16 protein-coding genes are annotated in these 19,693 nt (G+C 62.8%); 5 read left to right on the top strand and 11 right to left on the bottom strand.

Going from position 1 to position 19,693, the window contains the following annotated elements; all coding sequences use genetic code 11:
* Positions 1-8: 8 nt before the first annotated feature.
* The 7 genes from ureC to AC1TQG_RS25325 all read right to left on the bottom strand — a co-directional run bounded on the left by ureC (position 9) and on the right by AC1TQG_RS25325 (position 6,914).
* Positions 9-1,733: an urease subunit alpha gene (gene ureC / locus AC1TQG_RS25355; RefSeq protein WP_482141530.1), complete on the bottom strand. Its 1,725-nt coding sequence runs from the start codon at positions 1,731-1,733 to the stop codon at positions 9-11.
* Positions 1,733-2,146, bottom strand: coding sequence for an urease subunit beta (locus AC1TQG_RS25350; protein WP_482141528.1), 414 nt, complete (start codon positions 2,144-2,146; stop codon positions 1,733-1,735). Before AC1TQG_RS25350 ends, ureC begins: the two co-directional genes overlap by 1 nt.
* Before the next feature lie 58 nt (positions 2,147-2,204).
* Positions 2,205-3,068 carry a sirohydrochlorin chelatase family protein gene (locus tag AC1TQG_RS25345; RefSeq protein WP_482141526.1) on the bottom strand — a complete coding sequence of 288 codons (864 nt, stop codon included), beginning with the start codon at positions 3,066-3,068 and terminating at the stop codon, positions 2,205-2,207.
* Between the two features lie 2 nt (positions 3,069-3,070).
* Entirely contained in the window at positions 3,071-3,376 is a 306-nt protein-coding gene (ureA, locus tag AC1TQG_RS25340; RefSeq protein ID WP_482141524.1) for an urease subunit gamma, read from the bottom strand.
* Positions 3,377-4,100: 724 nt separating this feature from the next.
* A complete protein-coding gene (dmpG, locus tag AC1TQG_RS25335) occupies positions 4,101-5,144 on the bottom strand; it encodes a 4-hydroxy-2-oxovalerate aldolase (RefSeq protein WP_482141522.1) in 1,044 nt (347 codons plus the stop codon).
* Complete coding sequence (locus tag AC1TQG_RS25330) at positions 5,141-6,100, bottom strand: acetaldehyde dehydrogenase (acetylating) (RefSeq protein WP_482141520.1); 960 nt, start codon at positions 6,098-6,100, stop codon at positions 5,141-5,143. The genes dmpG and AC1TQG_RS25330 overlap by 4 nt, the downstream gene beginning before the upstream one ends.
* A gap of 25 nt (positions 6,101-6,125) precedes the next feature.
* Positions 6,126-6,914, bottom strand: a complete 789-nt coding sequence (locus AC1TQG_RS25325) for a 2-keto-4-pentenoate hydratase (RefSeq protein ID WP_482141518.1) — start codon at positions 6,912-6,914, stop codon at positions 6,126-6,128.
* 47 nt (positions 6,915-6,961) lie between these two features.
* Between AC1TQG_RS25325 and AC1TQG_RS25320 the strand changes: the two genes are divergently transcribed.
* From AC1TQG_RS25320 to AC1TQG_RS25305, 4 genes are all read left to right on the top strand, one after another.
* Positions 6,962-7,720, top strand: a complete 759-nt coding sequence (locus AC1TQG_RS25320) for an IclR family transcriptional regulator (RefSeq protein ID WP_482141516.1) — start codon at positions 6,962-6,964, stop codon at positions 7,718-7,720.
* A gap of 113 nt (positions 7,721-7,833) precedes the next feature.
* A complete protein-coding gene (locus AC1TQG_RS25315; protein WP_482141514.1) occupies positions 7,834-8,496 on the top strand; it encodes a hypothetical protein in 663 nt (220 codons plus the stop codon).
* Between the two features lie 22 nt (positions 8,497-8,518).
* Entirely contained in the window at positions 8,519-10,291 is a 1,773-nt protein-coding gene (locus AC1TQG_RS25310; RefSeq protein ID WP_482141512.1) for a GMC family oxidoreductase N-terminal domain-containing protein, read from the top strand.
* A gap of 76 nt (positions 10,292-10,367) precedes the next feature.
* Complete coding sequence (locus AC1TQG_RS25305; RefSeq protein WP_482141510.1) at positions 10,368-12,743, top strand: FdhF/YdeP family oxidoreductase; 2,376 nt, start codon at positions 10,368-10,370, stop codon at positions 12,741-12,743.
* Between the two features lie 34 nt (positions 12,744-12,777).
* Here the strand turns inward: AC1TQG_RS25305 and AC1TQG_RS25300 are convergent, their stop codons facing one another.
* The 3 genes from AC1TQG_RS25300 to AC1TQG_RS25290 are packed head-to-tail and all read right to left on the bottom strand — an operon-like array spanning position 12,778 to position 17,597.
* Complete coding sequence (locus AC1TQG_RS25300) at positions 12,778-13,509, bottom strand: ABC transporter ATP-binding protein (RefSeq protein WP_482141508.1); 732 nt, start codon at positions 13,507-13,509, stop codon at positions 12,778-12,780.
* A complete protein-coding gene (locus AC1TQG_RS25295; RefSeq protein ID WP_482141506.1) occupies positions 13,506-16,298 on the bottom strand; it encodes an ABC transporter permease subunit in 2,793 nt (930 codons plus the stop codon). The genes AC1TQG_RS25300 and AC1TQG_RS25295 overlap by 4 nt, the downstream gene beginning before the upstream one ends.
* Positions 16,299-16,352: 54 nt before the next feature.
* Positions 16,353-17,597: an ABC transporter substrate-binding protein gene (locus AC1TQG_RS25290; RefSeq protein ID WP_482141504.1), complete on the bottom strand. Its 1,245-nt coding sequence runs from the start codon at positions 17,595-17,597 to the stop codon at positions 16,353-16,355.
* 336 nt (positions 17,598-17,933) lie between these two features.
* On the opposite strand from AC1TQG_RS25290, the gene AC1TQG_RS25285 reads away from it, so the two are divergent.
* Complete coding sequence (locus tag AC1TQG_RS25285) at positions 17,934-18,632, top strand: TetR/AcrR family transcriptional regulator (protein ID WP_482141503.1); 699 nt, start codon at positions 17,934-17,936, stop codon at positions 18,630-18,632.
* Between the two features lie 74 nt (positions 18,633-18,706).
* Here the strand turns inward: AC1TQG_RS25285 and AC1TQG_RS25280 are convergent.
* Positions 18,707-19,693: HNH endonuclease signature motif containing protein (locus AC1TQG_RS25280; protein WP_482141501.1), on the bottom strand; the 987-nt coding region annotated here is incomplete at its 5' end.

The following is a 19,693-nucleotide window of genomic DNA, read 5'->3' as shown; positions in this document are numbered from 1 at the left end:
CAGGTTCCTCAAGCAAGGAAGAAGAGCTGGGCCATCGGCAGCGACTGCGCCGGGTCGATGTGTGCGGGCTTTCCGTCGAACGTCACCTTGTATGTCTCGGGATCGACGTCGATCAACGGTGCCTTGTCGTTGCGGACCATATGCGCCTTTCCTATTCCACGGCACCTCTTCACGGGCAGCACCTGACTCTCGAGCCCGAGCTTCTCGGGCACACCGAGGTCGATGGCCGCCTGCGACATGAAGCTGACCCGGGTGCTCTGCCGTGCCTTGCCGTACCCACCCCACATCGGGCGGTAGAGCACGGGCTGCGGGGTGGGCAGCGAAGCGTTCGGGTCACCCATGACTGCCCAGTTGATGAAGCCGCCCTTGATGACCATCCGCGGCTTCACCGCGAAGGCGTCGACGTTCCACAAAACGATGTCCGCGATCTTGCCTGCCTCGAGCGATCCGATGTAGTCCGAAACCCCTTGCGTAATAGCCGGGTTGATGGTCACCTTTGCCAGGTAACGCAGGACCCTGAAGTTGTCGTGACCTTCCGAGTCCTCGGGCAGAGGTCCGCGCTTGTCCTTGCTGTGGTGGGCGGTCTGAAACGCGCGGGTCACCGATTCGCCGATACGTCCCATTGCCTGGGAGTCGGACGAGAACATCGAGAGGACACCTTCGTCGTGCAGCACGGTCTCGGCAGAGATCGTTTCGGCGCGCACCCGCGAGTCGGCGAACGCAACGTCTTCCGGGATGTCGTGCGAGAGGTGGTGGCACACCATGACCATGTCGAGCAGCTCGTCGACCGAGTTGACCGTATATGGCAGGGTCGGGTTGGTAGACGAAGGAAGAACATTGGGGAGACCAGCAGCCTTCAGGATGTCCGGGGCGTGGCCTCCACCGGCACCCTCGGTGTGGTACGTGTGGATGGTGCGTCCGTCGATCGCCGAGATGGTGTCTTCGACGAAGCCTGCTTCGTTGAGGCTGTCGGTGTGTATAGACACCTGGACGTCGTACTTGTCGGCGACGGTGAGGGCATTACGGATCACCGCAGGAGTGGCCCCGAAATCCTCGTGAACCTTCAGCGACGAGGCGCCTGCTTTGATCTGCTCCACGAGGGCCTCGGGAAGGGAGCCGTTGCCCTTGCCGTGGATTCCCATGTTCACACCGACACCTTCTGCTGCCTCGAGCATGCGGTGGAGGTACCAGGCGCCTGGTGTCGTGGTGACGCCGTTGGTCCCGTCAGTGGGCCCCGTGCCACCCCCGAACAGCGTGGTGATGCCGTTCGAGAGGGCAGCCTCCGCCTGCTGCGGCGAGATGTAGTGCACGTGCGTGTCGATCGCCCCGGCGGTCGCGATGCAGTGCTCACCCGCGAGTAACTCGGTCCCGGGTCCGACAACAAGACGCGGATCCACGCCGCTCTGCAGGTGTGGGTTACCCGATTTCCCGATCCCGGCGATCTTTCCGTCCTTCACACCGATATCACCCTTCACGACGCCGAGGATCGGGTCGATGATGATCGCATTCGTGATGACCAGATCGAGCACACCCTGCGGACCGGTCGCCGCGGGGTCGGCGGCCATCCCGTCGCGTGCGGTCTTACCGCCGCCGTACACGACCTCGTCGCCGTAATACCCTTCGCTGTAATCCTTTTCGATCTCGATGACCAGGTTCGAGTCGGCCAGATGGACTTTGTCTCCCGTCGTCGGGCCGAAGAGATCGGTGTACTGCTTGCGTGAGATTGTGGCCATCAGCTTTTCCTCTTCTTGTCAGATCCGGTGCCCGTTTTCGGTTTCCCGTCTTTGAACCCGCCCTCGGTCATCCGCGCGAGCGCGTCGATCTTCGTCTGCTGCGAATCCAGGCCGCCGTTCACGAGTCCGTTGAAGCCCACCGCCCGGCGCGACCCGGAGTACGACGTCAATGTCACATCTCGTGTGTCGCCTGGCTCGATACGCACTCCGGTACCGGCCGGGATGTCGAGATGCATCCCGTACGCCTTTTCCCGCTCGAAGAGCAGCGCGCGGTTCACCTCGAAGAAGTGGAAGTGCGAACCGATCTGCACCGCCCGGTCGCCGGTGTTGCTGACCGAGATGGTGACGCTCTGATGGCCGGCGTTGATCTCGATGTCTTCGTCCTGGTGGTGATATTTGGGGCTGCCCAACATGGGTTGATCCCTCCACTATTTTTTCGGGGCGCCGCGATCTGCGTCGCCGGATGATGACTCAGTGAGGCGAGGTCAAGACCTCGACGTGAAACGGGTTGCCGTTGTCCGGCGTCTCGTGTCTGTGGGAATGGGGATGTGCGTGATGCCCGGGACCGTCGTCCTCGAAGCCGTGCGAGTGGGCGTACCCGTGGCCGTGATCGGCGAGCAGGCCGGCGGCGATCCCGTCTCGTCCGTGACCGAGCTCGTGCTGCGCCGCGGCCACCCGTCGACGGACGACATCAAGGAGCGCCCGTTCGGAGAGCAAAGGCCCGAAGAAGCTCGCATGGTCGGTGGGCAACCCGGCAGGCGCGGTGCGGGCAAAGCCCGCCGGTACAACAACCACGTCATCGGCACCCAGCAGCCGCGACCGCTCGATGGCGCGGGTCAGCTCGCCGTGCTCCCCGACGCACGCCACCTCGACCTGCGTTCCGGCGCCGTGGGTGCGAACCAGGTGGGCGATGCGGTGCAGCTCGGCGTCATCGAAAGGGTTCGATGACGGCGCGGCGATGATCATGCCCGCGCCCGGGCGCCGCCGGGCTGTATCTGCGGCGGCTCTACGGAGCCATGCGATCAGATGGTCGGCTGTGCCGAACTCCGTACACAGCGCGACACGACCCACAGCGCCCTCGGCGGCGCTCCACCGGAGCGTCTTCGCGGTCTCTGCCACCATGACCGGATCCCGGCCCCAGGTCATCGGAAGAACCAACACGGGGCCGCTGCCGTCGGCAAGGAGTCCGGTCACCGCGTCGTGTAGCGGACGTCCCGACGGGGTGATCACCGCATCGGGCAACATATCGAGCAGTGGAACCAGGTCAGCGCCGTGCGCGCTCTCGTGGCCGCCGACAAGGACGGTGGCCACTGCGTCCTGTCGCACGGCCGGCATGGCTAAGCACCCACGGGATCGTGACAGGAGACGAGCTTGCTGCCGTCCACGAACGTGGCTTCGACCTGAAGCAAGGAAAGGCGCGCTCGCACCCCCGGCATGCAGTCGGACTCCGCCACCACGTGTTTGCCCAATTCCATGCACTCGGCAACCGACTTGCCGTCGCGAGCCGCTTCCAATATCGCCTCCGAGACCATGGCCTGGGCTTCGCTGAGATTCAGCTTGGTGCCGCGGTCGCGTCGTTTTCGGGCAAGTTCTGCAACCTGGTAGATGACGAGCTTGTCCATCTCGCGTGGAGTTAGATTCATGGCCTCGACGACCTTCCTGCTGTTACGGCCGGCGCCCTGAAAAAACGCCGGCCTCGGAGTGCAGTACTTCGGACACTATTCGAAGTACAACGAACCCTCAAGAGTTTCCAAGAATTGCCGTGCAGTAGAGATGATCTCGACTGTGGGCGAATTCCATATCACCATCCGACATGCCCGAATAACCGCAATTCGCCTGTGGTGCAACACTATTCGAATACCCATTGGAACCGGACACTTCAACTCTGCCAACTCGGCTAATGGGTATTTACGCAAAGTCTGGTCACGCAGCCACCTCGGCGCATCGTCGATGACAACGTCACCGGAATCGTTTCAATCGAATTCCATGAATGATGTTTACCAATGTCCGAATTCCGGTTCCGGAGTCGTTAGATCTGCTATGAGAATGGGTTATGCCTCCTTCACCACGGGAAGGGCACTGTCCTTATGTGACTGAAGTTTCCGGTGTGCAGTCATTGACCAACGTCCGGGCAACACGCCTGACTCGGATGATCCTCGGCTCGATCTCATCCGGCGGCAACTGTGCTTACGGACCCGCTGCCGTTCACGCTCGGCCTGTCGATCATCGCACTGATCACGTCCGCGCCTGCCCAGAATCGTCCTCCTCGGCACAGGTCACGGACAAAAAACCAGGCGCCTTATGTGTGCACTCGTGCACACATAAGACGCCTGGTTGGTTCCGAGATGAACTCGAAAGCCCGCTGTCCTACTTCTTACCGGCCACCAGATCCAGCGCGATGTCGGTGATCAGGTCTTCCTGGCCACCGACGAGTCCGCGAGCCCCGACTTCGAGCAGCACCGTACGGGTGTCGAGTCCATATTGCTTGGCCGCAGCCTCGGCATGCCGCAGGAAGCTCGAATACACGCCCGCGTAGCCGAGCGTGAGGGTCTCCCGGTCGACCTGCACAGGCCGATCCTGCAGCGGACGGACGATGTCGTCGGCAGCATCCTGCAATCCGAACAGGTCACAACCGTGCTTCCAGCCCTCGATGTCCGCGACCGCGATGAAGGGCTCGATCGGGCAGTTACCGGCACCCGCGCCGTGTCCGGCGAGCGATGCGTCCACGCGGGTCACACCTTCTTCCACTGCCACAACCGAATTGGCCACGGACAGCGAGAGATTCTGGTGCGCGTGAATGCCGATCTGAGTGTTCTCATCGAGCACATCCCGATACGCACGGACACGCTGCCGAACACCATCCATCGTCAACCGGCCACCGGAGTCAGTGACGTAAACACAGTGCGCGCCATACGATTCCATCAGCTTTGCCTGCTCAGCCAACGCCGCAGGCTCGGAGAGATGCGACATCATCAAGAACCCGGACACATCCATCCCGAGTTCACGCGCCTTGCCGATGTGCTGAGCCGACACGTCGGCCTCGGTGCAATGGGTCGCGACGCGAACCGAGGTCACGCCGAGGTTGAACGCTCGTTCGAGTTCGACAACGGTACCGACACCCGGCAGCAGCAAGGTCGTCAGCTTGGCCCGGTGAACAACCGATGCCGCGGCTTCGATCCATTCCCAGTCGGTGTTGCTGCCTGCTCCATAGGTCAGGCTGTGTCCGGCGAGCCCGTCGCCGTGGGCGACCTCGATCGCGTCGACGCCCGCCCGATCGAGAGCGCCGGCAATCCGGGCCACATTTTCGGGTGAGATGCGGTGCCGGCTGGCGTGCATGCCGTCGCGCAGGGTCACGTCCTGGATGTACAGGGCCGCGCCATCGACCACGGACGCTCTGTTGTCAGTTGTCATCGGGCCATCTCCACTGTTGAATCGGTGAGTTTCGTTTCGGCGATGCGTTCGGCCACCTGCAGTGCCGCCGAGGTCATGATGTCGAGGTTTCCTGCGTAGGCAGGCAGGTAGTGAGCAGCACCCTCGACCTCGAGGAACACCGACACCTTCCACAGACCCGGACCGACATCGACACCGCCGGTCAGGGTGGCGACGGACTCCGCGTCATCGAGCTTGGTGAACTGCACCTCCTGCTTGAGGCGGTATCCGGGAACGTATGCCGACACCTTGGCGACCATGTCGAGGACCGACTGCCGGATCGCATCCTGATCCGGATCGGTGACCAGGGTCAGCACGGTGTCCCGCATGATCAGCGGCGGATCGGCCGGGTTCAGCACGATGATCGCCTTGCCGTAGGCGGCACCACCGACCATTTTGATCGCCTCAGAGGTGGTTTCGGTGAACTCGTCGATATTTGCCCGAGTTCCGGGTCCGGCCGACTTCGAGGCGATCGACGCCACGATCTCGGCGTAGTGAACCTTGGTCACAGCAGACACCGCCGCCACGATCGGGATCGTGGCCTGCCCGCCGCAGGTCACCATGTTCACGTCCGGTGCATCCAGGTGCTCTTCGAGGTTGACCGCGGGCACCACGTAGGGACCGATCGCGGCCGGGGTGAGGTCGATGAGCCGCTTTCCGTACGGGCGCAGCGCTTCTTCGTTGGCGACGTGCGCCTTGGCAGAGGTCGAGTCGAAGATGATCTCGATGTCGGCGAAATCCGGGTGGTCGATGAGACCCTGCACGCCGGTGTGCACGGTGCTGATGCCCATCCGCTTGGCGCGGGCCAGTCCGTCGGATTCCGGGTCGATACCGACCAGGACCGCGATCTCGACGTTCTTCGCCACTCGCTTGAGTTTGATGACCAGGTCGGTCCCGATATTGCCCGATCCGATGATCGCGGCCTTGACTGTGCTCATTGTGTTCTGCTTTCGGAGGGGTTGGTCAGGCACTGAAAACTGCGGTGGCGCTGCCGATGCCGGAGATGGTGGTGACGTAAGTGGAACCGGGCTTCGCAGGCACCATCGGCCCCAATGCGCCGGAGAGGACAACGTCTCCCGCATAGAGGACGGTTCCGTATTCGATCGCGGTGTTGGCCAGCCACGCGAGGGCATTCCACGGACTTCCCAGGCAGTCCGAGCCCTTGCCCTGCGAGACCTGCACGCCGTCTTCGGTCATGGTCATCTGGACGCCGGCCAGGTCAGGAGCACTCTCGCGGTCGCATCGGTCGCCGAGAACGTACAGTCCCGACGATGCATTGTCGGCAACGGTGTCGGCCAACCTGATGTCCCAGTTGGCAATTCGACTGTCGACGATCTCAAATGAGGCATAAATGTCGGAAACATATTGCGGCGCATCGGCTTCGGTGATCGGGGCCGTGATATCCCGGGACAGCACAAAGGCGATCTCCGCTTCGACCTTCGGCTGCAGCAACCGCGTGGAATCCACCTCGGCGTCACCGGTGCAGTCCATGTCGTCGAGCAATACCCCGAAGTCGGGCTGGTCGACACCGAGCTGCTTCTGCACCGCAGGCGAGGTCAGACCCGTCTTGCGGCCGACAATACGGCGACCCGAAGCCACCAGTGCCTCGATGTTCAGGGTCTGAACCCGATAGGCGGCTTCGATGTCGTCGCTTCCGATCAGGTCGCGCACCGGCTCACACGGTGTGCCCGATCGAGTCGCGGCAGCCAAACGCTCGGCAGCAGCCTCGATCACATTCACTTGCGTTGTCATGAGGACGAACATATGGCCAAGCCCAACCACTGACTAGGATTCATCCCATGCCACGGGACGGAAATATGTCGCAGCTCGAAAAGTCGGCGCTTCTGCTCGATTCTTTCCCGGGCGGAACCGCACTTACGCTGGCCGAGGTCTGCACCCGAACCGGTATCCCCCGCTCGACCACCCACCGGCTGCTGGTCGAATTGACCGACCTCGGCTGGATCCAGCGCAGCGGAAACAAGTTCGAACTCGGCATGACGCTGTTCGAGTTGGGCGAGCGGGTCTCGGTCAAACATCGCCTCCGGGTGGCCGCCATGCCCTTCATGCAGGATCTGTTCGCGGTCACCGAACAAACCGTCCACCTCGCGGTCCGCGACCAGTATGACGTGGTCTACATCGAAAAACTCCACGGTCACACCGCTCCGCCTTTGCCTTCACAGGTCGGTGGCCGGCTCCCCCTCACCTGCACCGCGGTGGGCAAAGCGCTTCTCGCATTCGAATCCGCCGAGTTCCAGACGGAGGTGCTCTCGCGCCCGCTACGGCGTTACACCGCGAACTCGATCACCGATCCGAGAACTCTCGAGCGCGAACTCGCCCACATCCGCGCCCGGGGTGTGGCGCTCGAACGGGAGGAAGCGGCGGAAGGGAGCTGCTGCGTCGCGGCAACGGTACTGATCCGGGACGAGCCGGTCGCCTCGCTGTCCGTATCGGTGCCGAAGGACCGGTTCAAACCCGAACTCCTGGCCCCTGCCGTACAAACCGCGTCGCTGGCGTTGAGCCGACTGCTGTCCCGCGCCGGAGCGAAGGGACAAAATTAGCCGGTGCCGCAAGGCACTCCTATTCGCTGCCGAACGCTCGCAACCTTGCTAATGTGTGCCAACCCACAGTCCAGGCGCGGCGCTGTGTCACCCCTCTACGGCAGGAGCGGAGCGTGCTCAGTCGTCGCCAGTTCTTCGTCAGGGCCGGTGTGGTCGGCGTGAGTCTGACCGCAGCAGTGGCACTCCCGGGCGCCATGTCACGAACCCGGGTCTACGCCAATTCACTTCCGCCCGTGCGGGATACGATCAACGGCATTCTTTCGTTCATCGTTCCGGGCGATGACGAATACTCTCGCGCGCAGGGTATGGCGACCAATCGGCCGGGTGGGGTGTCACCGGGAATCCCTGAATCGCTGGAGAAGACGCTCGACCGGGCAGTCCCGATTCCGGTCCTCGGACCGGCATTCGGGATCACACTTCCGGGTGCTGCCGCCATCGCTGCGCTGATCAACATCTTCGCGGTGACACTCAATCCGGGTTCGGTGCGCGGCCGTTTCGCGGCACCGTTCGCGAACCTCTCGCATCGGGAGAAGGCCCAGGTCTTCGAGATGCTCGACACCAACCCACTGTTACCGGGACTACCAATCAAGTTCGCGGTCAACGCAATACCCACTCTGGCCGCGTTCGCCGTGTATTCCGAGGTGTCCGCATTTGATGCCGGTACCAAGCGGCTGACCGGACGCCCGGTCGGCTGGGAGCTGAGCAAATATGAGGGTGTGAGCGACGGCTGGGATGAATTCCGCGGCTATTACCAAGGGGTTTCAACCATCGATTGACGTATCGGCATGAGGGGGTTTGATGACAGACATCATTGTGATCGGTGCCGGTGGCGGCGGACCCGTGGTGGCGAAGGAACTCGCCGCCCGTGGCCTGGACGTGCTCGTTCTGGAAGCGGGTCCTCGGCACGGCGATCCAGAGAATGAATGGACTCACTTCGAGGACGACGCAAACAATCCGATCACCGGATTCTTGCGCGAGGGTCCCGGCGATCGGTCCAAGGGGCCGTGGTTACGGGATCTGCCGCAGAGTTCATTCGTCTGGCAGGTCAGCGGCGCCGGAGGTACCACCCTGCACTATTTCGGCAACTGCCCCCGTGCGGCACCCGGTGTGTTCAACGACTACGCCGGGGCGGATCGGCAGATGTACGACACCGCGAATCTGTTCCCCATCGGCTACGAAGACCTTCGCCCCTACTACGAGTGGTGCGAGGCAACGCTTCCGATCCAGACCGCTCCGATGGGCACCAAGGAGGAGATCTTCCTGCGCGGGGCCGCGGCCATGGGACTACCGCACCAGACCTCACTCGACACCACCGGACCGGCACACCGAGCACAACAGAACGCGATCCTGCAGCCGGGAGGTACGGCGGGTCGCACTCGCGATCCGAACCGGCTGCGCTATCCCGAAGCGCAGGGATGCACGATGTGCGGGCACTGCTACGAGGGCTGCTACCTCCCCAAAGGCGCGCCCCGCAACCTCAAAGCCCGGCGCTCGACCGACAATTCATACATTCCGATGATGCTCACCGCCGACGCGTGGTCTCGTGGAGGCAAGGCAGCCCGCCTTGTCACCGACGCATTCGTGACCAGAATCCTCACCCGCGACGTGAACGGCGAAACCACCGCGCACGGTGTCCAATTCCGGACCTCGGACGGATCCATGCACGAAGAGACCGCCAAGGTTGTCGTGCTGGCGGCCGGTTGCATCGAGTCTCCCCGACTGTGGCTGCAGTCCCTGCTCCCCAACCCGAACGGCTGGGTGGGCCGGGGAATCACCGACCATCACATGGACTGTGTCTTCGGGGTTTTCGACGAGTACACCGGCGAGACCAAGGGCGCGGGTTCCAATGCCCGCGTCGATTTTCCGGGCTATGGCGGCATCGAGCAGGTCTGCCTGCCGCCGGCGTTGCAAGCGTATGCGATGAACTTCAGTGACTCGGGTATCGAAGGCTACGGCCGCGCGGGCAGCGTGGTCGATTCGGCGGGCGCCGACACTTATGGCCGTCTTGTCGGACGAGACCTTCTCACCACGCTCGACGACGCCAACAAAACGCTCGCCGCCCTCGTCATCACGGACGACGATGTCGAGCCAGGCAATACCGTCTCGGTACCGGGCATCCTCCCTCCGGACGAGAATGGCCTGGCACCGCGCGTCACCGTTCAGCATCGCAACCGGTCGGCCCGTACCAAACGAAACCGGAAGTACTGCGCCGAGAAGGCCGTGGAACTCATGCGGGCCGCAGGCGCCCACACAGTCCACCGCTGCGATTGGCCCCCGCTCATCCTGCATTCACAGTCGAGCATGCGCATGGGTGAGGACGCCAACACATCGGTGCTCGACTCAGACGCCCAGGCCAGATGGGTCAAACGTCTCTACATCGCCGACAACTCGGCCTTGGCCAATTCTCTCGGAGGCCCGAACCCCACGCTGACGACCCAGGCAATCGGGACGCGAACCGCGGAAAGGATCTTCCAAACCTACTTCGGCGGGGACAATTGGGTGACGAAGGAATCCCCGGTGTCGTCGATCGACGACCGCGTCACCGAGGCGGTCATCGCCCGAAACCTGTAGATGCCGCTTGAAAGCGACCCCGACGGGGTACCCGAGGACTGCGGTGCGAACGGACCGGTCTGCGAAGAGGGGTTACATGTCTGACGAAAACAATCGCGAGAACGAACGTGACCTCGCGAACCTCGACATCGAAAAGCCCAAAACCCACGCGGCGGGACCGACTGCGGTCGCGGTGTCCATGAAACGGGCACTGGGGCACATGGGGCCGGTCCGGACCGCGAAGACACTGCTGAAGCTGAATCAGGCCGAGGGCTTCGACTGCATGAGTTGCGCCTGGCCCGATCCTGAACCGGGCCACCGGCACACTGCCGAGTTCTGTGAGAACGGCGCAAAGGCGGTCGCAGAAGAAGGCACCACCACCCGCGCGACGCCCGAGTTCTTTGCCGCCCACAGCATCGAGGACCTGGACAGTCGCACGGAACACTGGCTCGGACAACAGGGACGTATCACCCATCCGATGGTCAAACGCCCCGGCGCTACCCACTACGAAGCCATCGACTGGGACGACGCGTTCCGCCTCATCGCCGAGGAGTTGAACGGCCTCGGTACCCCAGACGAAGCCACTTTCTATACGTCGGGACGTGCCTCGAACGAAGCGGCCTTCGTATATCAACTGTTCGCCCGCACTTTCGGCACAAACAACATGCCCGACTGCTCGAACATGTGTCACGAGTCCACGTCGATCGCACTGCAGGAGTCCATCGGTATCGGGAAGGCCAGCGTCACCCTCGAAGATGTGTACGAGGCTGAACTGATCGTCATCGCCGGCCAGAATCCCGGCACCAACCATCCCCGCATGCTCTCTGCCCTCGAGAAGGCCAAGCAGAACGGCGCGACGATTCTGACCATCAATCCCCTCCGTGAGGCCGGCCTGGTCAACTTCAAGAACCCTCAGACACCCCGCGGCATGGTCGGACCCGGTACCGATCTGACGGACATGTTTCTACCGATCGCACTGAATGGTGATCTCGCCCTTTTCCAGGCCTTTGGCTCGCTGCTCGTCGAATGGGATGCCCTCGACCACGAGTTCATCGACGCCCACACCAACGGCTTCGCCGCCTGGCGCGATCACGTCCGGAACGTGGACTGGGATGTGATCACCGCAACCACCGGTCTGTCGCGTGAGCAGATCACCGACGCCGCGAAACTCCTACGCGATTCGAAGGCCACCGTCTTCTGTTGGGCGATGGGCCTGACGCAGCATCGCAATGCGGTGGCCACCATCAAGGAACTCACCAATGTTGCTTTCGCACAGGGCAACATCGGCAAACCGGGCGCCGGTCTTTTCCCGGTTCGAGGACACTCCAACGTCCAGGGCGACCGGACGATGGGAATCTGGGAACGTGTACCGGAGCATTTTCTCGACGCTCTCCAGAAAGAATTCGACTTCGACCCACCGCGCAAGCACGGCCTGGACACCGTCGACTCCATCCGGGCTCTGCGGGACGGCAAAGCGCACTTCTTCATGGGTCTCGGCGGGAACTTCGCTCAGGCGACCCCTGACAGTGATGTCACATTCCGGGCGTTGCGCAACGCGCGGATGACCGTGCAGGTCTCGACCAAGATCAACCGTTCCCACCTCGTCTGCGGACAGACCGCACTCATCCTTCCCACGCTGGGCCGGACCGAACAGGACGTACAGGCCGGCGGATCCCAGTACGTCTCGGTCGAGGACTCCACCTGCTCTGTGCATTCCTCCCGTGGACCGCTGGCACCGGCCAGTCCACACCTCAAGTCCGAGGTCGCCATCATCACCCACATCGCCGAGGCGACCCTCGGTAACCGATACGGCATCGACTGGGCAGCGATGCGCGATGACTACCGCAACATTCGCGCCCACATCTCGCGGGTCGTCCCCGGATGCGAAGGGTACGAGGTCAACGTTCGCAAACCCGGCGGGTTCATACTCCCCCACCCACCGCGTGACTCTCGTACGTTCGAGACCGACTCGGGCCGTGGGGAGTTCGCGGTGTCACCGATCGACGTCCTTCAAGTGCCCGCCAATCACCTGATCCTGCAGACTCTGCGCAGCCACGATCAGTTCAACACCACGATCTACGGATTCAGTGACCGTTACCGCGGGATCGAGGGGGGCCGACGAGTGATCTTCATGCATCGCGAGGACATCACGGCACTCGGCCATCGCGACGGGGACATCGTCGACATCGTCACCCGCTGGGACGACGACGATCAGATCCGGTGTGCACCGGAGTTCCGGATCGTCGAGTACGGCACCCCGCGAGGCTGCGCGGCGGCCTACTATCCGGAGACCAATCCTCTTGTGCCGCTGGACTCCACCGCACTCAAGAGCAACTGTCCGACTTCGAAATCGATCATCGTCTCGCTGGTACCGGCGGGCCAAGGCCGCGTCGAGTCCCACACCGGCAGCCAGCAGGCGACCGGATCCGACTGGGATCACAAAACGCATCCGCAACCGCATCACCTGAGCTGATCAACGATGCCCGAGACGCCCGACGAAGGTCATCTCATCGGCTGCCGGCACCTGACTCGCCCAGATAGGCGCGTTCGATCCTGCCGACGTCACCGGAAAGCTCCGTCGCGTCGCCGGAGAGACTCACCTGACCGTGAACCAGGACAACGGCTCGGTCGGCGATCCCGAGGGCAAGCCGTACATGCTGTTCCACCAGCATCACCGCAGTCCGCTCGGTTGACGCGACGTCACGTAGGACGGCCAGTATCGATTCGACCACGACGGGCGCCAACCCCATACTCAGCTCATCGATGAGAAGTACCTTGGGTCGCTGCACAAGCGCCCTGCCGATCGCAAGCATCTGTTGCTCGCCGCCGGAGAGCTGACCTGCCGCGAGGTTCAGGCGAGGTTCAAGCGCCGGAAAGAACTGCAGCACTTGATCTATGGACGCGCGCGCCGTTCGTCCACGCTCCCGAATCGCAAGCCGGAGATTCTTCTCGACCGACAGTTTCTTGAACAATGCACGATCGTCGGGCACCAGGACCATGCCCCCGCGAACCGCGGCACGCGGATTCCCGGACCCGAGTTCGTCGCCTGCCAACAGCACCGAGCCGCCGAGCCTGGGAAGCAATCCGGCCAACGTCATCAGCAGTGTTGTCTTGCCCGCGCCGTTCGGCCCGAGAAGAGCAACGATCTCCCCTTCAGCGAGCGCGAGATCGAGACCACGCACACACGGACTCGACCGGACGTAGCCGGCATTCAGATTGTGACAGGACAGGACGCTCATCTTGACACCTCATCCGTTGCGGTGGAGCTCTCGGTCTCCGCCGAGTCGTCGAGTTGCCTGGCAGGAGAACCGAGGTAGGCGCGAATCACCGCGTCGTCAGACCTGATCTCGTCGGGCGTTCCGGTGGCGATCACCCCGCCGAGGTCGAGCACGATGACGCGGTCGCAGATGCTGAGTACCAGTTCCATGTCGTGATCGACAAGGAGCATCGTCGACCCCATCGAGCGAGCCGCTTGCAATCGTTCGCCCAGCCACCTGCTCTCGGTGGTGTCGAGACCCGCAGCCGGCTCGTCCAACAGGGCAACGACCGGTCTGCCTGCGAGCACTCGGGCCACCGACACCAACTGCCGCCTGCCCTGGGAAAGATCAGCTGCCGCAACGTCCGCCAGATGTTCGATCTGGAGCAACCGCAACACCGCGTCGACGGTCTCTGACGTTTCACCGCCGGCCCGGACCGCGCCGACCGTCACGTTCTCCGCGACCGAGAGTTCGTCATACAGCTCCAGGTCCTGGAAGGTGCGGCCCAATCCGAGGCGGCTACGCCGGTGAGGTGCCAACCCCTCGATCTGGTTACCGTTCAACGTGACTCGGCCGCGAGAATCGGCAAATCCACTGATCGCGTCGATGAGCGTGGTCTTACCTGCACCGTTTGGTCCGATCAAACCAACGATTTCACCGGACCGCAGATCAAAGCTGACGTCGTCTACGGCGAGCACAGGACCGTAGTGAACACTGACGCCCTGGACCGCCAGGACCACGTCGTCGCCGATACGGACCTGGGGTGCAAGAGCACTCTCCTTGTCGGCCGGTGACAAATCATCAGTAGCAGACAAGTCGCCTGTACTCGCCCGGGGCGCTCGACCTGCCAATCCCGGGATCCGGATCCGGTGCAGGTAGCCGGCGAGTCCATCCGGCGTGGTCACCACGACGACCACCAGCAGGATCCCACTCGAGAGCATGTAGTAGTCACCGAAATGCAGATACCGGTCGGAGACGTAGAACATGAGACCGCCGGGCGCCAGGATTCCGGCAAGGAGACCGCCGGACACCGAGGTCACCCCGGCCACGTAGAAGACGGCGAACAGGCCGATGCCGGCGAATACACCGAAACTGCCCGCGGTGGCGAGGGTTTGCTGATAGCCCAGGAGCGCACCACCGAGACCGGCCACAAAGGATGCGATCGCAAACGCAGCGAGCTTCGTCAGTCCGACGTTGATTCCCGCAGCCGCCGCTGACCGTTCGTTCGCACGGACAGCGAGCATCGAAGCACCAAGACCGCTGCGCCGCAGACTCGCAACCCCAAGTGCAACCAGTGCGAGGAAGACCAGACAAACAATTCCGAATGCCAGCCTCGGATAACCTTCACCGGCCCCGATCCCGAGGTCGATGCCGAACAGAGTCGGTGGCTCGATCGCTGCGCCCTGCATACCGCCGTTGAAGGTCGGGTTACGAAACCAGAAGGCCTCCAGGAAGACCGCAAGCGCGAGAGTCGCCACCATCAACGGCAGACCGCGGACCCGCAGCGCAGGCAATCCGACCGCGACTCCGATACCCATCGCGACCAGCGCCGCAAGGACAGGAGCGATGGGAAAGGGGATGTCCAGATCTGTGGTGAACCGGGTCAGGCTGTAGGCGCCAACACCGGCAAGGGTGAGCTGCGCCAGCGACACCTGGCCGGCATACCCGGTGATCACCACCTGAGAGAGTGCGATGACAGCGAAGATCATCGAGCAGACCACCGCCAACCGAATGCTCCCCGACGTCAGGAGCAAGGCGAGCATCCCGGCTCCCAAACCGGCTGCAGTTCCCAGCAGCAGTCGGCGTGGACGGGGCGATCGTCCGAGATCCTGACGGGTCACCGCACCACGTCCCGGAAGCGGCTGCCCACGAACGAGCAGGAAAATCATAATCAGCAGCAACGGAACGGCTTCGGCGACGCCCGCCTGAGGGAACCAGTCGATCGTCGCCTGAAGATTGGTGGCCTCGGACTGCACCATCCCGATCACCAGGCCCGCGCCAACGGTCAGTGCGACACTCGAAAAATTGCCCACCAGTGCGGCGGCGAGGGCGGGAACGATGAACATCGAATAGGCAACCGGATTGAGCGGGACTATCGGTGCGATGACCACGCCACCCACAGCAGCGACCGCTGAGGACAGGGCCCAGTTGCTCACTGCGATCCGGTCCGGAGACAGACCGGTTACCAGCGCACCCTTTTCCGACTCGGCCGCGGCCTCTGTCTCGAGCCCAAAACGGGTGTAGCGCAGGACAAGACCGGCGCACACGGCCAAGGACACAACAACAACGGCCAACCACAGCCGATCGGTCGGGACCACGGTGTCGCCGATCGAAATGGTGTCGAGTTCGAAGATGGGTCCCACGGTCGGCGTATCGGTACCCACTCGCAACGCGATCAGTGCCTGGATCACCAGCATCAGGCCGATGGACGCGACCGCTTTTGCCAGAGCCGGCGCGGCGCGCATCTGGCGAAACACGATGAGGTAGAGGATGACTCCCAAGATTGCCGCGATGACAACGGACAGCGCCATCGCGGGGATCACGCTCAACTCACCGCCGAGATCGATCCTCGCGGGCAGACCCGGAATCGGGTTGAGGAGTTCACCCTTTCGTAGGAAGGCGTAGGTGTACGCCGCGTAGAGGGCCACCGCGCCGGTGGCGAAGTTGACCACTCCGGAACTCTTGAAGGTCATCACGAGCGCGAGCCCCAGGGCGGCAAAGACAGCCCCGTTACCCAGGCCCAGAAGAAGAAACGAGAAGTGCTGTGTCATCAAGTGTCCTCGACCGGGGGCCGCAAACGAGACGCGACCCCCGGTCCGTTAGATCTAGCCGTTGTTGACTGGGACGGTGTTTATGAACGCCCCGTCACCGGTGACGTCACTGACGAGAATTGCCTTGCTGCACAGTGCACGAAGCGGTGGGAAAGCCTTGCCATCACAGGTGAAGGTCAAACCCGGTGCCGCGGGGAACGGAACGTCCTTTGCCGAGGCCAACGCCGTCGTGAACTGCTCCGGCGTGACCGGACCGGTGAGCGACTTGCCGACCTCACCCATCGACATGACGACCTGGTACCCGGTGTAACCGATACCTGCGGGATCGGTATCGGGTGCGTATTTCGCCATGACATCCTTGTAGAGCTTCACCGACGGATCATCGGAGCTCAGGTTGACGGTGGTGAATGCCTTGGCACCGGTGATCGCCTCCATACCAACGCTTTCGGTCACGCTTTGGTCGATGCACGTGGCAATCAGGTACTTCTGCACCGTCGGCGCCACCGTCTGCAAGGCTTTGAGAGACGTGATGCACTGCGATGAGTCGCCGAGAATCGTGACGGCGTCGGGCTTGTTCTGCAGGCCGGCGGTGATCTGGGGCGTGGGATCGGCCGTCCCGGTCGGGATGGTGACAACGTTCAGTTCGATGCCCGCCCGCTTGAACAGTGGGTCACCGAGCGCCTTCACCGACGCTGCCGCGTCGCCGCTGTCGCCGACGAAAACGGTGAACTTCTTCACGCCTTCCTGAGCGGCAACTGTTGCCTGGCCGGTCATCACCGCGATGATCCCGCCCGAGAGCATGAACGAACCGGGCGAGACCATTTCCACCTGCGAGACCGGAGCCTGCGCAACATACGGGATACCCGCGCCGGTGATGATCGGCAACATCACCGCACCCTGCGCACCCAGTGGCGTGACCACTGCGGCAACCTTCTGCTCGACCATCTCGTTCGCGCATTTCGTCGCCGACGCCGGCTCCTCCTGCTGCTTGCAGACGACGAGATCGACTTTGTGTCCACCGATACCGCCACCGTTGTTGTTCAGGTACTCCGCTGCGGCCTCACCACCCTCACGAACCATGGGCAGATTGACGGTCCCGCCTTCCGGCGCGATGAAACCGAGTTTGATCGGCTCACCCTCCGGCACATTCGATGGCAGTGAAACGTCGGCCGCAGCCGAGTTGGTCGATCCGGATGACGAGTCGCTACAGCCCGAAACCAACCCGAGTAGTAGTAGTGAAGCCGCGCCGCAAAGCGCAGCGTTGCGGACCTTGCGTCGTCGTGACTGTGTTGTTTTCAAGTGGGGTCCCTTCAGAGAATAGAACGCAGCTGACCAGGTCAATCTTCGAGTCGGCAAGAAATCGAACGGCCAATGATAGGGGCGACCATACGAGGTCTCGGCAAGACTGTAACGCGTTACAGAACACAGAAATCGCGATTCGGCCAAACCGGACCGACTCTTGTCGCAGCGGCACTTTGACGCCCTTTCGTCGGACCAGGGAGGTGCTACCGTTTTGGCGTCGCGGGACTTGGTCAGCGCTCACTCGCGCCGATCAACGATGGGCGGGCTTCGAGATGCAGTCCTTCTGCCCGAGGTTCTGAACATCGACGACCAGCGCGCGGATGAGAGAGAAAGATGGCTACGGCGAACTCCAGAAAGGCAGCAGGGATCCGCCGGCCGCGAGGATCGATCTCAGCAGAAGAAATCATCGCCGGGGCATTCGAAGTCGCCAACAGGACGTCGCTGAGTCAACTCAGCATGGCCTCGCTCGCCAAGCACCTCGATGTCGGTGTCGCCAGCATGTACTGGTATTTCCGCAAGAAAGAAGACCTCCTCGACGCGATGACCGAACAGGCGGGCGAGGAATACCACGCCGCAACGCCTTCGGTCCGGGCCGACAACTGGCAGGACGCCCTGCGTAAACATTTCCGGAAGATGCATCAGACATTCCAAAATCATCCGGTGCTGGTCGAGTTGTTCCTCTTGCGTGCCAGAACGGGACAACTGAGTCCGGTGTCGATCAGCGCGACCGCGAACAAACTCGACGCGGTGATCACCGAGATGGTGGACGCCGGATTCACCCCACCTGACGCCCTCGAGGTGTACCTGTCGTTGTTGGCACATGTGTGCGGCGCGGCAATGATCGATCATCACGGCGTCTTCTCCGGCGACGGGGGCGGCGGCCCGCACAGTGACACCAACAGTGCATTGACCGCGCCACTGTTCCAAGAGCTTTCAGAAAAGGGTCGTCGCATCGACGACGTCGAGGAGACGACCTTCGATTTCACATTCGAAGCGATTCTCGAGCACGCCCAGAAAATGATCGCGGGCTGACCGCGAACCGATACTATCCACGACTACCGTTCTGCCACTGATTGATCCGCACTGTTCGCACACCCGCGGTTCACCTAGTAGGTCGGCGGCGGGCTGTTCCGTCCCAGTTCCTCGCGGTGTTTCCGGATGAGTTGCTCATCTAGTTCACGTTGTCGACGGTTGGCGAGTCGTTCTTGTTGGCGGCGTGCATGTTTGGCAGCGGCGCGTGAGTTCTGCCGGGATGCGGGCGGCTGTGACGACGGCGTCGATGTTCGTGGTGGCCGGCCGGGTGAGCCGCGTTTGTTGTCGAAGACGACGTGCCTCAAGGTGGGGAACAGATCATCCCCGGTCCAGCCTGGGCCGTGGTAGTTGCGGCCTTCGGGTGTGGTGAAGATCAGCCGGGTCCGCCCGGAACGTGGGTCGGGGAATTGGTCGTCGAGCCAATCGGAGTACGTCTTCAACAGATGGTGAAAACGGCACAGCGTCTTCATCTCTGACGGATGGGTGCAACCACCGGCCTCAGGCTCGTTGTGGTTGTACTCGCAGGTGTGGTCGAGGTCGGCGCCCCATGCCTTGTGCTCACATCCAGGCCACATGCAGTAGACGTCCCGGATCCGGAGGTAACTGTCCAGGACAACCGAGGGCCGGTACTGGTCACCAGGCTGGGTGGCCGGGAGTGGAATGACCTGAGGGAACGGGGCGGTGACTATGCCGCTCTCGGCTGGTGGGTTCTGTGGTCCGCGCATGTATATCTTCGGCCGCTTTGTCTTTGGTGTCTCCGGTTCGGGCCGCTCGGGTGCAGGCTGCACTGGTTCGGGCTGCTCGGGTGCTGGTTGTGCAGGGGCGGCTGCAGACTGCGGCAGCGCGGGTTCGGGTTGAGGCTCGGGTTGCACGGTAGCGGGTGCGGGCTTGTTGCCCATCGGCCGCTGCACGGTTTCGGGGCGGGCAGCGATGTCACGAACGTGATCGCCGGAGATGACACCGTGTCCGTCCATGAATCCGGGGTTGGTTGCGGTTCCTTCGAGGGTCGGCTGGTCGGTGATCACGTGCAGCACGATCTTCACATCAACACCCGATATGAC

The organism is Williamsia sp. Y844 (genome assembly GCF_056786475.1).
The sequence above is the reverse complement of the archived record's forward strand: the minus strand, read 5'-3'. Positions and strand labels throughout refer to the sequence as shown.